We start from the raw sequence: 14,206 nt of genomic DNA, 5'->3' as shown, positions 1-14,206 counted from the left end.
GGCCCGCTCAGCCGGCCAGGTCGTGCCGGGCCGCCCACACCGTGGCCGACACGTCGGCGATGAGCCGGCAGGCGTCGTCCTCGACCTCCTCGCCGCTCGCGCCGCCGTCGGCCAGGTCGGTGGTGGTGCAGACGGCGATCACGTACGGCGGGGCGTCGTCGGGGAGGACCACCCCGGCGCCGTGGCGCACACCGCGTACCCAGCCGTTCTTGTGCGCGATCCGGGTGCCGGCCGGCAGCCCGGAGGCCAGGTCCTCGCGGTGTTCCTGGGCGAGCAGCACGTCCAGCATGGCGGCGCAGCCGGCGGGTGAGGCCAGCGGTCCGGGCCGGTGGGCCCCGCCGGCCAGGCCGGCGAGCAGCGCGGCCAGGTCGGCGGCGGTGACCAGGTTGGTGATGCCGGCGTCCCGCGCGGCGAAGTCCTCGATGCCCCGGCCGGTGACGCTGTGCCGCGCGCCGGCCAGGGCCCACGCCCGGGCCACGGCGGGCAGGCCCACCCGGCCGATGACGATGTTGGTGGCCAGGTTGCTCGACCGGGTGATCATCCGGTGGGCGAGCCAGCGCAGCGGGGCGCTGTCGCCGAGCCGTTCCCAGACCGCCTCGTCGTTGTCGTAGTGCCGGGCGCAGGAGAACCGGGGCGCGCCGGGCAGGGCGGAGTCGAACTCGTTGGCCACGGCGACCGGGGCGTCGAGGTCCAGTTCGCCGGTCTCGGCGGCGCGGTGCAGCGCGAGCAGCACCGCGACCTTCATGGTGCTGGCCGCGTAGTGGGTCGCCCCGGCCTGTCGGGTCCAGGTGGGCGGCGCGTCGAGCCGCCCCACGTACGCGGAGACGGTGCCGGGCACCCGGTCCAGGTGGGCGTCGAGGTCGTCCCAGATCATGTCGGTGACCGTAGCGGATCCCGCCGCGACGGGGCGGCGCGAGCCCGCCCGAGGGCCTAGCGTGCGGACATGACGGTTGCCGCGTACGACGCCCACGCCGACTGGTACGAGGAGTTCGTCACCGACACTTCCGCCGACTACATGAGCCGGGTCCGCCGGCAGCTCGCCGAGCTGCTGGGCGACGGGCCCGGCCGTTGCCTCGACCTGTGCTGCGGCACCGGGGCGCACGCCGCCGAGCTGCGCCGGCTGGGCTGGGACCCGGTCGGCGTGGACCTCTCCGGCGGCCAGCTGCGGCACGCCCGTGCCCGGCTTCCGGTGGCCCGCGCCGACGCCGCCGTGCTGCCGGTCGCCGACGCCTCGGTGCCGGCGGTGGCCTGCGTGCTCGCCCACACCGACGTCCCCGACTACCCGGCGGTGATCGCCGAGGCGGCCCGGGTGCTGGTGCCCGGCGGGCACTTCGTCCACGTCGGGGTGCACCCCTGCTTCATCGGTTCGTTCGCCGACCGGTCCGACCCGGAGCGGATCGTCGTCGACGGCGGGTACGCCGAGCGCGAGCGCAGCTTCCGTGCCTGGTCGGTGCACGGCGTGCGGGCCCGCGTCGGCGCCTGGCACGTTCCGCTGGCCGACCTGCTCAACGCGGTCACCGACGCCGGCCTCACCCTCACCCGTACCACCGAGTCCGGCTCCGGCCCGATTCCCGACCTCTTCGCCCTCCGGGCCGCCAGGCCGGCCTGACCCCCGGCCACGTCACGTCCGGCACGCCCCGATCCGTCCGGCCCGCTGCCGACACCGCCCATCGGCCCGTCCCGCCGCTCGGGCCTCACGGGTTCGGCGCCACCGGTCCGGCCTCACCGCTCCGGACGCCAAGGGCGGGGGCCGGGTCAGGGCGGGGTGGGCACCAGGCGTTCCGCGTGACCGGGCTGGGAAGGGCCGGAGCCCCGACCGTCAGGGACGGCCGGGGCTCCGGTGGGGGCCGGGGATGATCAGCCGGCGTGCTTGCGGCGGGCCGCCATCCGGCCGCGCTGGGTCTGGTCCAGCACCACCTTGCGGATGCGCACCGCGGCCGGGGTGACCTCGACGCACTCGTCCTCGCGGCAGAACTCCAGCGCCTGTTCCAGCGACAGCTTGCGCGGCGGGATCAGCTTCTCGGTCTCGTCGGAGGTCGAGGCCCGCATGTTGGTGAGCTTCTTCTCCTTGGTGATGTTGACGTCCATGTCGTCGGAGCGGGAGTTCTCCCCGACGATCATGCCCTCGTACACCTCGGTGGTCGGCTCGACGAAGAGCTGCCCGCGCTCCTGAAGGTTGATCATGGCGAACGAGGTGACCGCGCCCGCCCGGTCGGCGACCAGCGAGCCGTTCTGCCGGGTACGCAGCTCGCCGAACCACGGCTCGTAGGACTCGAAGACGTGGTGCAGGATGCCGGTGCCGCGGGTGTCGGTGAGGAACTCGGTGCGGAAACCGATCAGGCCACGGGCCGGGACCAGCCACTCCATCCGGATCCAGCCGGTGCCGTGGTTGACCAGCTGCTCCATCCGCCCCTTGCGGGTCGCCAGGAGCTGGGTGATCGCGCCGAGGTACTCCTCGGGGGCGTCGATGGTCAGCCGCTCGACCGGCTCGCAGACCTTGCCGTCGATCTCCCGGGTGACCACCTGCGGCTTGCCGACGGTCAGCTCGTAGTTCTCCCGGCGCATCTGCTCGACCAGGATGGCCAGCGCCAGCTCACCACGGCCCTGCACCTCCCAGGCGTCCGGCCGCTCGGTCGGCAGGACCCGCAGCGAGACGTTGCCGACCAGCTCCTTGTCGAGGCGGTCCTTCACCATCCGGGCGGTGACCTTGGCGCCCTTGACCCGGCCCACCAGCGGGGAGGTGTTGGTGCCGATGGTCATCGAGATGGCCGGCTCGTCGACGGTGATCAGCGGCAGCGGGATCGGGTTCTCCGCGTCCGCCAGGGTCTCACCGATCATGATCTCCGGGATGCCGGCGACGGCGATGATGTCGCCCGGGCCGGCCGAGTCGGCCGGCTTGCGCTCCAGGCCCTCGGTCATCAGCAGCTCGGAGATGCGGACCCGCTGGGTGCTGCCGTCGGTGCGGCACCAGGCCACCGTCTGGCCCTTGCTGATCGTGCCCTGCCGGACCCGGCACAGCGCGAGCCGGCCGAGGAACGGCGAGGCGTCGAGGTTGGTGACGTGCGCCTGCAGCGGCGCCTCCTCCTCGTACGCGGGCGGGGGGATGGTGTCGAGCAGGGTGCGGAACAGCGGCTCGAGGGAGCTGCTGTCGCCCGGCACCGAGCCGTCGGCCGGCTGGGTCAGCGAGGCGATGCCGTCGCGGGCGCAGGCGTAGACGATCGGGAAGTCGATCTGCTCCTCGTCGGCGTCCAGGTCGAGGAAGAGTTCGTAGGTGTCGTCCACGACCTCCTTGATCCGGGCGTCCGGACGGTCCACCTTGTTGATCACCAGGATGATCGGCATCCGGGCGCGCAGCGCCTTGCGCAGCACGAACCGGGTCTGCGGCAGCGGGCCCTCGCTGGCGTCGACCAGCAGCACCACCCCGTCGACCATGGTCAGGCCCCGCTCGACCTCGCCGCCGAAGTCGGCGTGGCCGGGGGTGTCGATGATGTTGATGGTGACCGGCTCGGACCCGTCGGCCGGCATGTACCGCACGCCGGTGTTCTTGGCGAGGATGGTGATGCCCTTTTCCCGTTCGAGGTCCATCGAGTCCATGACCCGATCGGTGGTCTCACCACGGGCGCCGTAGGCGCCGGCCTGCCGCAACATGGCGTCGACCAGGGTCGTCTTGCCGTGGTCGACGTGGGCGATGATGGCGACGTTGCGGAGGTCGGTGCGAAGCTGCATACCCTCCATACTCCTGTCTGCGGTTGCCGGGGCACGTGTCGGGGTCACCCCCGAGATCGCCCGGATCTCTGCCGAAACTGCTGTCCCGACCGTTCCAACGGCTGGCATGCTGGCCCCCGTGGTGCTGGGGACCGGATGCATGACCTGCTGACGTCACTGCAGGGCCTGCCGACCCTGGTGATCTACCTGGTCGCCGCGACGATCGTCGCGGGCGAGACCGCGGTGATCTTCGGTCTGCTGGTGCCGGGAGAGGCGACCCTGCTGCTGGTCGGCTTCCTAGCGTACGCGGGGACGCTACGGCTCGCCCCGGCGCTGCTGGTGATGACCGGGGCGGCCGTGATCGGGGACACACTCGCCTTCCGGTCCGGTCGCCGGTACGGGCCCCGGCTGCGCGCCTCCGGACTGGGCGCCCGGGTCGGCCCGCACCGCTGGTCACGCGCCGACGCGATGCTGGACCGGCTGGGCGGACGGGGCGTGTACGCCGCCCGCTGGGTGGCCTTCGCCCGCACCCTGGTGCCCCGGCTGGCCGGCGCGGCCGGGATGCCGTACCGGCGCTTCGTGCCGTGGAACGTGGCCGGGGTGGCGAGCTGGGTGGGCGGCTCGGTGCTGCTGGGCTACCTGGCCGGCGAGTCGTACGAGACGGTCTCCCGGCTGCTCGGGCGGGCCACCGGCGTGGTGCTGACGCTGCTGGTGGTGCTGGCCGCGATCGTGCTGGCCGGCCGCTGGCTGGGCCGCCACCCGGACCCGGTGCGAGCGCTGCTGTCCCGGGCGGCCGCGCTGCCGCCGGTGCGCTGGGTCACCGGGCGGTACGGCGTCCTGTTCTTCCTGATCGCCGTGCAGGTCGGCCCCGGTGGGGCGCTGCTGGTCAACCTCGCCGCCGGCCTGCTACTGCTCTCGGTCGCCGGGTTCGCCGTCGCCTGGCTGCTGGAGGCGGTGGTGCGCTGGAGCGGGCTGGCCGTGATCGACGGCGTGATCGCCGACTGGTTCGCCGACCGCCGTACCCCGGGGGCGGTGGAGGTGGCCTTCACGACGGTCTCGGTGCTGCGCGGGTCGTACCTCATCGTGCTGGTGACGGGGGTCGCCGCCGGGCTCGCCTGGCGGCACCGGCCCTGGCGGGCGGACCTGCTCAGCGTCCTCGGCACGGCCGGGGCCTTCCTGCCGCTGGTGGTGCTCGCCGTGGTTGCCGACGCGACCGCGTCCGGCCGGTCGGCCGTGGTGTTCCCGACCCAGAACGCCGTGGCGGCGGCGAGTCTCTGCACGCTGGCCTGGCTGCTGTCCCGCGACGCCCGCTGGCCGCTGGCGGTGGCCGCCTGGACCGCGGCGGCGGCCGGCATCGCGGTGGTCGGCGGGGCCCGTCTCTACCTGGGCTGGAGCACGGCCAGCGGCACGGCGACCGCGATCCTGCTCGGGGTGGCCTGGACCGCCGTCTTCGTGATCGCCTGGATCACTCGCGACCGGGCGGTGGCGGCGGGCCCGCCCCCCGCCGGCCCGCACGCTCCCGCGCGGCCCCACGCCCCGGTCGCCGACTGCTCGGGCGCCGGGAGCACCACCGGGGAGTGATCGACCCGCGGGTACGCCCGTCACGTGCGGTGGGCGACGTGCCCGCCCGGAGCGCGGACGGGCCGGGGCGGGAGCGCGACACGCCCCCGCCCCGGCCCGATGGGTCCGGTCAGTCGCGCGCGGCGACGGGCTCCCGCTCGGGCGCGGCGTCCGCCGCCGACTCCCGGGCGATCCGGCCCGGCCACCAGAAGCGGTCGCCGAGCAGGAACGCCAGCGCCGGCACGAGCACCGTGCGTACCAGCAGGGTGTCGAGCAGGACGCCGATGCAGACGATGATCCCGATCTGGGTCAGGGTGATCAGCGGCAGGACGCCGAGGACGGCGAAGACCGCGGCGAGCAGGACGCCGGCGCTGGTGATGACCCCACCGGTGACCCGCAGCGCGGAGAGCATCCCGTCGCGGGTGCCGGCGGTGCGGGCGTCCTCCCGGGCCCGGGTGACCAGGAAGATGTTGTAGTCGACGCCGAGGGCCACCAGGAAGACGAACGCGAGCAGCAGGACCCCGCTGTCCAGCGCCGGGAAGCCGAGCACGTGGTCGAAGAGCAGCCACGCCGCGCCCAGGCTGGCGAAGAAGGACGCGATGACGGTGAGCACGAGCAGCACCGGCGCGACCAGTCCCCGCAGCAGCAGCACCAGGACGGCGCCGACCAGGAGCAGGATGATCGGCAGGATCAGCCGCAGGTCCTTGCCGTTGGCCTCGTCCGAGTCGTACGTGGCGGCGACGGTGCCGCCGACCACCGCGCCGTCGAACTCCTCGACGCCGTCGAGGGCGGGCGGGGCGGAGCCGGGTACGGCGGCCACGGCGTCGCGCAGCGCCTCGATCGCACGGTCCGAGGCCGGGGTGCCCGGCTCGGCCTCCAGCACGACGTCGACCTGCGCGACACCCGAGCCGGCCTCGCCGGGGCGCGCGGAGGCCACCCCGGGCACGGCGGTGGCGGCGTCGGTGACGGCCTGTACCGCCGACGGGGCGGTGAGCACCGCGACGGGCTGGGTCGTCCCGGCGGGGAACGCCTTGGCGAGGGTCTCCGCGCCGGCGACCGCCTCGGGCTTGACCCGGAACTGCTCGGTCTCGGACAGGCCGGTGCGGATCCCGAGCCCGCCGACGGCGAGCCCGGCCAGCAGCAGGGTGGCGAGCAGCGCGACCGGTGCCGGGCGGCGGACCACGGCGGCGCCGAGGCGGCCCCAGAGCCGGCCCTCGCGGACCGTGCCGCCGACCCGGGGCACGAACGGCCAGAACAGGCCGCGGCCGAAGATCACCAGGGCGGCCGGGAGGACGAAGAGCGCCGAGAGCATGGCGAGGACCACACCGGTGGCGCAGGCCACCGCGAGGGCGCGGTTGAGCTCCTGCTCGGACAGCAGCAGGGTGAGCACGCCGAGGACCACCGTGAAGCCGCTGGCGAGGATGGGTTCGGCGGTGCGCCGCAGGGCGGCCCGCATGGCGACGAAGCGGTCCTGCTCGCGGCCCAGTTCCTCCCGGTAGCGGGCGATGAGCAGCAGGGCGTAGTCGGTGGCCGCGCCGAAGACCAGGACGCTCGCGATACCGGTGACGGCGCCGCCGGCGAGGTTGATGCCGAAGGCCGGGACGACTGTGTCGAGGGCCCGCAGGGTCAGCTGCTCGGTGGCCGCCACGATGACCAGCGGCACGATCCACAGGAACGGGCTGCGGTAGGTGATGAGCAGCAGCACCGCCACGACCCCGGCGGTGACGATGAGCAGGGTGGTGTCGGCGCCGGCGAAGACCTTGGTGAGGTCGGCGGTGAAGGCGGGCCCGCCGGTCACCTCGGCGGTGAGCCCGTCGGGCAGCTCCGTCAGCGCGGCGCGCAGCTGATCGACGCGCTCGGCGACCTCCTCCTGCCCACCGGCGGTGGAGAGCGGCACGGCGAGCAGGGCGACCGTGCCGTCGGGGGAGACCTGTGGGGGGCTGACCCGCCCGCCGACGGCGAGCCGGGCCAGGTCGCCGGAGGAGGCCGCCAGGGCGGCCCGGTCCGCCTCGGCCAGCGGGCCGGCGTCGTCGCGGCTGACCACCACGATCGCCGGTTGGGCGTCGCTCGACGGCAGCCGCTCCTGGAGCCTCTCGACCTGGGTCGACTGCCACTCGACGGAGAGGCCGGTGGAGGAGACGGGGGCGGGGTTGTCGGGCTTGGGCAGCCCGAAGACGACCGCCCCGAAGACGATCGCGGCCACCACGGTGAGCCAGGCGGCCAGCCGGCTACGCGCGACGCGGGTGAACAGAGACATCGGATGCCCTCACGGTCCCTCGACGTTGAAATCTCGACTCTCAAGAGTCTCGCTCAGCAAGGATAGTATGGCAACTTGTCGAGTATCTCGACAGGCGAGATTGTTGCCGGCTGCTCTATGCTGCCTGCGGGCGAGGAAAAACAGGGGGAAGCGACCAGACGTGGCATCGCACGGCATGTACCGGCGGCGGGACGACCCGCGCCAGCAGATGATCGCGGACATCACCAACGACCTGCGGCGCTACTCGGTGGACGCGCAGCACATCGGGCACGCCTTCGCCAACCTGCACGGGCTCAACCCCACCGACCTGCACGCGCTGATCGCGGTGATGGACGCCGAGCTGACCGGCGACCCGATCACCCCGGGCCGCCTGGGCGAGCAGCTCAACCTCTCCTCGGGCTCGGTGACCGCCCTGATCGACCGGCTGGAGCGCGCCGGGCACATCCGCCGCGACCGGGACACCGCCGACCGGCGCAAGGTCCTCCTGCACTACGCCGACCAGGGCGCCGCCCTGGCGATGAGCTTCTTCGGCCCGCTCGGCCGGCGTACCGACGAGGTGATGGCCCGCTTCAGCGACGAGGAGCTGGCGGTGGTCCACCGCTTCCTGGCCACCATGGTCGCCTCGATGCGGGAGCACCGGGACTCCGTCCGGGCCGCGCGCCCGGAGCCGCCGCGCCGTCCGGCGAGCTGAGCCGCCGCCGCGCCGCCCTCGGCGCAACGGTCACTGTCCGCACCGGACTGTGTCGTCCCTCGACCCGTCGTCGAAGACTCCCGTCACGGCCGCCACCGTGCGTCCCAGCTGCCTCACAGGTTTCTGCCATCTGAAGAACGGGCCTCTGACCTGGGAGTTCTCGGAATTCCGTGGCTATCGTTCGACCATCGCCCGACGACGTGCACCAGCGGTCGGGACTGCACCTCAACTCCCGTGGCACCTACGCGGAGTCACCGTCGTGCCCGACCCCTGGCCTGATGCTGAGGCAGCCGGCGAGGACGGGGCCGGTTGCGGAAAGGGGACTCCATGACCACGGCCCCGGCCAACCTGCTGGCCGTCCGTCGGCTCTTGCTCGACCACCTGAACGTCGACCCCGACACCGTACGCGCCGACGACCTCGAACCCGGTGAGGTCGGCATCGTCGGCGACGCCGCACACCGCGGTGGCTACCACTGCGGCTCGGACCGGGTGGTGACCAACGACTACTCGGTCGTCGAGTCCACCCGGGACTCCTCGGGGTTGACCCTCGACGCCTCGGCACTGGACGTCGGCGTGTTCGAGGTCCAATCGGGGGGCCGCACCCACAACCTCTACACGTTCTCCACCTGGTGCGTGGCCCAGTGCGTGGCGAACACGCCGGACAGCCGGGACATCCGCGAGATCATCTACTCACCCGACGGCAGGACCGTCCGCCGGTGGGACCGGCTCGGCAGGCGCACCTCCGGCGACGACTCGCACCTGTGGCACACCCACTTCAGCTTCTTCCGCGACTCCACCAAGGCCAAGCGGGACCAGACCCCGCTGTTCCGCCGCTACCTGACCACCATCGGACTCCTGGAGGACGACGACATGACCCCCGAAGAGCACACCTGGCTGGAGACCGTCCACAAGAACCTGACCGTGCTGGACGGTCGCAACCCGATCGGGCAGATCTACACCCGGATGGCCCTGGGCGAGGATCACACGAACCCGTCGTTCGTCGTCCAGCACCCGACGCTGAAGTCGTTGGCCGCGCAGCTCACCGCGTTGCAGACCGCGTTGACCGCGCTGACGAACAAGGACTTCACCGACGAGCCGGCGATCGTGCAGGGCGTGCTCGCCGGGCTCAAGCCGGAGGACATCGCCGCGGCGATCCCGCCGACAGTCGCCAAGCAGGTCGCCGACGAACTGGCCCGGCGGCTGGTGGCCTGACCAGCGCGCGCGACCGCGCGTACGCCACGAACGGCGGGCGCGACCCGCGCGTACGCCGGAGAGCGCGCAGTGGCGGCGGCCCGACGGCCGCCGCCACCGGCACGGACCTACAGCGGACGGACGTTGTCCGCCTGCGGGCCCTTCTGCCCCTGGGTCACCTCGAACTCGACCTTCTGGGCCTCCTGCAGTTCCCGGTAACCGCTGCTCGCGATCGCTGAGTAGTGGACGAAGACGTCGGGTCCCCCGCCGTCCTGCTCGATGAAGCCGAAGCCCTTTTCCGAGTTGAACCACTTGACCGTGCCGGTTGCCATGCATCTCTCCCTGTTCAAGACGGGTGACCTCCGCCGCGGCGGATGATCGCCCTGTTCCACCCCTGACAGTAACCGGCCGGCCCCCCTTTTGCCGGCCGAAGTGCCGCAAGGGCGTCGAGAGAAAACGTCGCGGGTCGCGGGGAAAATCGGCCCGGCGGCCCGTCGGGTCCGGCATGCTCGACCGGTGAGCGGACCGAGCACGGCGGCGCTGGCCGTCCTGGAGCGTGAGATCGCCGCTCCCGGGGACGGGCTGGACCGCCTCCGGCTGGTCCCCACCCCGTTCGTGCCCGAGGTGTCGCTGCTGCTCGCCGAGGACGCGATCGTCTGGTGGGCCCGGATGGAGGCGGCAGCCGGCCGCGCCCTGCCGCCGCCGTACTGGGCGTCGGCGTGGGCGGGGGGCCAGGCGCTCGCCCGCCACCTGCTCGACCATCCCGAGCTGGCCGCCGGGCGGCGGGTGCTGGACCTGGCCGCCGGCTCCGGGCTGGTGGCCATCGCCGCCGCGCTGGCCGGCGCCGACCGGGTCGCCGCCAACGACATCGACCCGTACGCGGTGGCGGCGGTGACCGTCAACGCCCGGGCCAACGGGGTGGTCGTGGCGGCCACCGGGGGTGACCTGCTCGACGGCGACGGGTCCGGCGTCGACCTGCTCGTCGCCGGGGACGCCCTCTACGACCGCGACCTCGCCGGCCGGGTGCTGCCGTTCCTGCGCCGCGCGGCGTCCGCCGGCGCGCTCGTGCTGGTCGGCGACCCCGACCGAGGTCACCTGCCCACCGACGCGCTGGAGGTGGTGGCGAGCTACCCGGTGCCCACCACCGAGCCGTCCGTCGACTCACCGGTGCGCCGGGTCCAGGTGCTCCGGCCCCGCTGACCCGCCCCCGGCGGCGACGTGCCGGCAACGACGCGCCGCGCGGTGGCCGGCTCAGGGGTGACCCCGAGCCGGGATCAGGGCACGGTGGGGGATCGGGCCGGATGTGCGCCGCCGGGCCCGACCGTAGCGTCGTGGCCATGCCGGATGTCGTGGTCCAGATCGGGGAACTGCCCACCGCACTGCTGATGGGGGTGCTGGGGCTGGTGATGCTCGCCGACGCCGTACCCCTGCTCGGTGTGCTGGTCCCCGGCGACGTGGCGATCCTGGCGGCGGTGGGCCTGGGCTCCCCGGCGGCCGGCGCGCCGACCCTCGTGGCGGTGGTGGCCGGCTGCGTCGCCGGCTGGTCGTTGAGCTTCGCCGCCGGCCGGGTCTACGGCGAACGGCTGCGGCACAGTCGCGTCGGCGGCTGGATCGGCGAGGTCCGCTGGGCCGCCGCCGAGGACATCCTGCGCACCGGGGGCGGGCGGATGGTGCTGGTCGCGCCGTTCCTGCCGGTGTTCAACGCCCTGCTGCCCCTGGCCGCCGGCGGGCTGCGCATGTCGTACCGCAGGTTCGCCGCCTGCGCCACGACGGGCGCGGTGCTCTGGGCGGGCCTGTACCTGGCGCTGGGGACGGCGTCGCGGTCGCTGGCCGGGCTGCTGCCCGGCGACGGCAGTCCGGTGCTCGTCACCACGACGGTCGGGCTGGCGCTGGCCGGCGTGGTGCTGCTGGGCACCCGGCGGCAGCTGCGGGCGGTGACCGGCGCCGGTCAGCCGGGCTGACCGGCGCCGCGACGCCTCACCAGCCCCGGGCGCGCCACTGTGGCAACGACGGGCGCTCCGCGCCGAGGGTGCTGTCCCGGCCGTGCCCCGGGTAGAACCAGGTCTCGTCGGGCAGCCGGTCGAAGAGCTTGTGCTCCACGTCGTCGATGAGCTGGCCGAAGCGCTGCGGGTCCTGCTCGGTGTTGCCCACCCCGCCGGGGAAGAGCGAGTCCCCGGTGAACAGGTGCGGGCTCCCGGCCGGGTCCCGGTACAGCAGCGCGATGGAGCCCGGGGTGTGGCCCTTGACGTGGATCACCTCCAGGGCGCAGTTTCCGACCGGCACGGTGTCGCCGTCGGTGAGGGTCTCCGCCTCGATGGGCAGCCCCTCGGCGTCGTCGGCGTGCACCAGGGCGCGGGCGCCGGTCTTGGCCACGACCTCCTCCAGCGCCACCCAGTGGTCCATGTGCCGGTGCGTGGTGACCACGGCGGCCAGGCCGCCGTCGCCGAGCAGTTCCAGCAGGCGGGGCGCCTCGTTCGCCGCGTCGATCAGCACCTGCTCGCCGGTGTTGCGGCACCGCAGCAGGTAGGCGTTGTTGTCCATCGGGCCGACCGAGATCTTGGTGACGGTGAGCCCGTCCAGCTCGCGCACGGCGGGCGCGCCGCCGCCGGTGACGTCTCCGGTGTAGCTCATGACGTTGTCTATATCCATTCCGGTGGGGTCGGCAGGGCGCCGTCCGGGGTGACGGTCAGCCCGTCGCCGCTGCTGCGGCCGATCAACCAGGCGGCCAGCTCGGCGGGGGAGCCGGTGACCAGGGGCGCGGTCTCGCGGTCGCCGATCACCAGCTCGTGCCGACTGCCGTCGTACCGCAGCACCATCGCCGGGGCGTCGGACCGCTCGGCGAGCCCGCCCGCCACCTCGTGCAGCAGGTGCCCGGCGAACGCCGGCGGCCAGTCGGTCGGCCGGTAGCCGGCGGCCAGGTCGACGTGGTGCACCTCGACCTCCCGCAGCCGGCCCCAGACCAGCATGGCCGCCGGCCACGGGCCGCGCCGCGTCTCGACCGTCGCGGACCACGCCTGCACCGGCATGGCGGCGACCGCCTCGGCGAAGCGCTGCGCGGAGCGACGCAGGTCGTCCAGGTGGGCGTCCGGCACCCGGGCGGCACCGGCCTCGATGTCGGCGGCGCGGGCGGCGGGGCTGGCGTACATCGGCAGCTGCTCGCCGGTGCGGGCCGAGGTGAGCAGGTTGACGAAGCCGTCGGCGTTGCGGGCCAGGTGGGCCAGGACGTGACCGCGGGTCCAGCCGGGCAGCAACGAGGGTGCCGCGACGGCCGCGGCGTCGAGGGAAGCGGCGGTACGCAGCAGCCGGGCCGTGGCGTCGTCCACCTCGCCGGCCAGCAGCAGCGGATCCGTGGTCACGCACCGACCCTAGCGGCACCGGGCCGCCACGTCGCCGGGGAAATCGCTTTCGGCGCGTCGCCGCGCCCCCTACCGTCTGGCCCGACGGCTTCAGGTCGCGGCGCCGGACGCGCCGAGCCAGGAGTCGTCGCAGGACGCGGGCGCCGCAGACGACGGACGGAGGTGGTGAGCATGCCGGTCGTAGCACGCGTGCACCGCCACACCCCGTTCCGACACCGATGAGGATGCGATGACCATCGACCTTGCCGCCCTCGGCCTCGACGCCGAGCGGGCGGCGTACGCGCGACGCCGCCCCGACCGCCGACCGGGCCGGGTGGCCCGGGTGGACCGCGGCGTCTGCACCGTGCTCTGCGCGGACGGTCCCGTCCGCGCCAGCCTGGGCCCGGCGGTGCTGGCCGCCGCGGCCCGTGACCTGACCGCCCTGCCCTGCGCGGGCGACTGGGTGCTGCTCGCCACCTGGCCCGACGGGCCGGTGACCGTCGACGTGGTGCTGCCGCGCCGCAGCGCGCTGGTGCGCCGCACGGCGGGCAAGGACGCCAGCGGGCAGGTACTCGCCGCCAACCTCGACGCCGCCGCGGTCGTCGAGCCGGTGCACCCCGAGCCGGACGTCGCCCGGATCGAGCGGCTGCTCTCCCTGGCCCACGAGTCCGGTGCGCGTCCGCTGGTCGTGCTCACCAAGGTCGACCTGGCCGCCGACCCGGCGCAGGTGGCCCGGCAGCTCGCCGCCGTGGCGCCCGGGGTGCCGGTGCTGCCGGTCAGCGCCGAGCGGGGCGTCGGCCTCCAGGCGCTGCGGCCGTTCGTCGCGCCGGGCCGGACCCTCGGGCTGCTCGGCCCTTCCGGGGCGGGCAAGTCGAGCCTGGTCAACGCCCTGGCCGGGGCGGTCGTCATGCCGACCCAGGCGATCCGCCGCTCCGACGGCAAGGGCCGGCACACCACCACCTGGCGGGCGCTGGTGCCGGTTCCCGGCGGGGGCGCGGTGCTGGACACCCCGGGGGTACGCGCGGTGGGGCTGCTCGACGGCGTCACCGGCCTGGACCGGGCGTTCGCCGACATCGCCGAACTCGCCACCGGCTGCCGCTACGCCGACTGCGCGCACGAGGCCGAGCCGGCCTGCGCGGTGCGCGAGGCGCTGGAGAACGGGGAGCTGCCCGTCCGGCGCTGGGAGAGCTGGCGTCGGTTGCAGCGGGAGGTGGCCTTCGAGAGCCGCCGCCGGGAGACCCGGCTCGCCGCCGAGCGGCGGGGCGTCCGGCGGGGCGGGCGGCGTCGCACGGCGCGTCCGGCGTCGCCGCCGTCACCCGGCGGACACTGAGGCGCGCAGCGGTCGCGCCGGCCCGCGCCTGGGCCGGCGCGACCATGCTGAGCTGGGGGAATGTGCACGGGCGGGAAGTTGTCGTACCTCGGGGCTAGAGTTGCCGAGGCGTCTTCCCTGCGCCTGTCAAAACCGCT

Annotated in this window: 13 protein-coding genes; 7 read left to right on the top strand and 6 right to left on the bottom strand. The window is 74.3% G+C overall.

Annotated features, from left to right (window positions below; all coding sequences use genetic code 11):
• Positions 1 to 7 precede the first annotated feature (7 nt).
• Positions 8 to 874, bottom strand: coding sequence for a serine hydrolase (locus ACPFP2_RS19175; protein ID WP_424090540.1), 867 nt, complete (start codon positions 872 to 874; stop codon positions 8 to 10).
• A gap of 69 nt (positions 875 to 943) precedes the next feature.
• On the opposite strand from ACPFP2_RS19175, the gene ACPFP2_RS19170 reads away from it, so the two are divergent.
• The gene (locus ACPFP2_RS19170) at positions 944 to 1,609 is read left to right on the top strand and encodes a class I SAM-dependent methyltransferase (protein ID WP_424090539.1); all 666 of its coding nucleotides are present in this window, start codon (positions 944 to 946) and stop codon (positions 1,607 to 1,609) included.
• Between the two features lie 248 nt (positions 1,610 to 1,857).
• Here the strand turns inward: ACPFP2_RS19170 and typA are convergent, their stop codons facing one another.
• Positions 1,858 to 3,726, bottom strand: coding sequence for a translational GTPase TypA (gene typA, locus ACPFP2_RS19165; protein ID WP_424090538.1), 1,869 nt, complete (start codon positions 3,724 to 3,726; stop codon positions 1,858 to 1,860).
• A gap of 135 nt (positions 3,727 to 3,861) precedes the next feature.
• On the opposite strand from typA, the gene ACPFP2_RS19160 reads away from it, so the two are divergent.
• Positions 3,862 to 5,286, top strand: a complete 1,425-nt coding sequence (locus tag ACPFP2_RS19160) for a DedA family protein (protein ID WP_424090537.1) — start codon at positions 3,862 to 3,864, stop codon at positions 5,284 to 5,286.
• 109 nt (positions 5,287 to 5,395) lie between these two features.
• Here ACPFP2_RS19160 and ACPFP2_RS19155 read toward each other — a convergent pair whose 3' ends face one another.
• A complete protein-coding gene (locus tag ACPFP2_RS19155) occupies positions 5,396 to 7,522 on the bottom strand; it encodes an MMPL family transporter (protein WP_424090536.1) in 2,127 nt (708 codons plus the stop codon).
• Positions 7,523 to 7,697: 175 nt separating this feature from the next.
• On the opposite strand from ACPFP2_RS19155, the gene ACPFP2_RS19150 reads away from it, so the two are divergent.
• Both ACPFP2_RS19150 and ACPFP2_RS19145 read left to right on the top strand, forming a co-directional pair.
• A complete protein-coding gene (locus tag ACPFP2_RS19150) occupies positions 7,698 to 8,213 on the top strand; it encodes a MarR family winged helix-turn-helix transcriptional regulator (RefSeq protein WP_424090595.1) in 516 nt (171 codons plus the stop codon).
• Positions 8,214 to 8,540: 327 nt separating this feature from the next.
• Entirely contained in the window at positions 8,541 to 9,425 is an 885-nt protein-coding gene (locus tag ACPFP2_RS19145; protein ID WP_424090535.1) for a hypothetical protein, read from the top strand.
• Positions 9,426 to 9,532: 107 nt separating this feature from the next.
• On the opposite strand, the gene ACPFP2_RS19140 is transcribed toward ACPFP2_RS19145, so the two are convergent.
• Complete coding sequence (locus tag ACPFP2_RS19140; RefSeq protein WP_088975147.1) at positions 9,533 to 9,736, bottom strand: cold-shock protein; 204 nt, start codon at positions 9,734 to 9,736, stop codon at positions 9,533 to 9,535.
• 184 nt (positions 9,737 to 9,920) lie between these two features.
• Between ACPFP2_RS19140 and ACPFP2_RS19135 the strand changes: the two genes are divergently transcribed.
• The gene (locus ACPFP2_RS19135; RefSeq protein WP_424090534.1) at positions 9,921 to 10,604 is read left to right on the top strand and encodes a class I SAM-dependent methyltransferase; all 684 of its coding nucleotides are present in this window, start codon (positions 9,921 to 9,923) and stop codon (positions 10,602 to 10,604) included.
• A 137-nt stretch (positions 10,605 to 10,741) separates the two neighbouring features.
• Positions 10,742 to 11,365 (top strand): DedA family protein, encoded by a 624-nt coding sequence (locus ACPFP2_RS19130; RefSeq protein WP_424090533.1) that lies wholly within the window; start codon positions 10,742 to 10,744, stop codon positions 11,363 to 11,365.
• A 16-nt stretch (positions 11,366 to 11,381) separates the two neighbouring features.
• Here ACPFP2_RS19130 and ACPFP2_RS19125 read toward each other — a convergent pair whose 3' ends face one another.
• Positions 11,382 to 12,035, bottom strand: a complete 654-nt coding sequence (locus ACPFP2_RS19125; RefSeq protein WP_424090532.1) for an MBL fold metallo-hydrolase — start codon at positions 12,033 to 12,035, stop codon at positions 11,382 to 11,384.
• An 8-nt stretch (positions 12,036 to 12,043) separates the two neighbouring features.
• On the bottom strand, positions 12,044 to 12,760 hold the full coding sequence (locus tag ACPFP2_RS19120) for a maleylpyruvate isomerase family mycothiol-dependent enzyme (protein ID WP_424090531.1): 717 nt from the start codon (positions 12,758 to 12,760) through the stop codon (positions 12,044 to 12,046).
• Between the two features lie 229 nt (positions 12,761 to 12,989).
• On the opposite strand from ACPFP2_RS19120, the gene rsgA reads away from it, so the two are divergent.
• On the top strand, positions 12,990 to 14,069 hold the full coding sequence (rsgA, locus tag ACPFP2_RS19115; RefSeq protein ID WP_424090530.1) for a ribosome small subunit-dependent GTPase A: 1,080 nt from the start codon (positions 12,990 to 12,992) through the stop codon (positions 14,067 to 14,069).
• The last annotated feature ends 137 nt before the right edge of the window (positions 14,070 to 14,206 follow it).

It is taken from the genome of Micromonospora citrea (assembly GCF_049629545.1).
GTDB lineage: Bacteria > Actinomycetota > Actinomycetes > Mycobacteriales > Micromonosporaceae > Micromonospora > Micromonospora citrea_A.
Note: the sequence above shows the minus strand (reverse complement) of the source record. Positions and strands in the feature narration are given on the sequence as shown.

Bases quoted from the DNA above. Each gene is read 5' to 3' on its own strand.
- rsgA (WP_424090530.1), top strand. From the start codon at position 12,990: ATGACCATCGACCTTGCCGCCCTCGGCCTCGACGCCGAGCGGGCGGCG.
- ACPFP2_RS19150 (WP_424090595.1), top strand. From the start codon at position 7,698: ATGTACCGGCGGCGGGACGACCCGCGCCAGCAGATGATCGCGGACATC.
- ACPFP2_RS19130 (WP_424090533.1), top strand. From the start codon at position 10,742: ATGCCGGATGTCGTGGTCCAGATCGGGGAACTGCCCACCGCACTGCTG.
- ACPFP2_RS19155 (WP_424090536.1), bottom strand. From the start codon at position 7,522: ATGTCTCTGTTCACCCGCGTCGCGCGTAGCCGGCTGGCCGCCTGGCTC.
- ACPFP2_RS19145 (WP_424090535.1), top strand. From the start codon at position 8,541: ATGACCACGGCCCCGGCCAACCTGCTGGCCGTCCGTCGGCTCTTGCTC.
- ACPFP2_RS19160 (WP_424090537.1), top strand. From the start codon at position 3,862: ATGCATGACCTGCTGACGTCACTGCAGGGCCTGCCGACCCTGGTGATC.
- typA (WP_424090538.1), bottom strand. From the start codon at position 3,726: ATGCAGCTTCGCACCGACCTCCGCAACGTCGCCATCATCGCCCACGTC.
- ACPFP2_RS19175 (WP_424090540.1), bottom strand. From the start codon at position 874: ATGATCTGGGACGACCTCGACGCCCACCTGGACCGGGTGCCCGGCACC.
- ACPFP2_RS19170 (WP_424090539.1), top strand. From the start codon at position 944: ATGACGGTTGCCGCGTACGACGCCCACGCCGACTGGTACGAGGAGTTC.
- ACPFP2_RS19140 (WP_088975147.1), bottom strand. From the start codon at position 9,736: ATGGCAACCGGCACGGTCAAGTGGTTCAACTCGGAAAAGGGCTTCGGC.
- ACPFP2_RS19125 (WP_424090532.1), bottom strand. From the start codon at position 12,035: ATGAGCTACACCGGAGACGTCACCGGCGGCGGCGCGCCCGCCGTGCGC.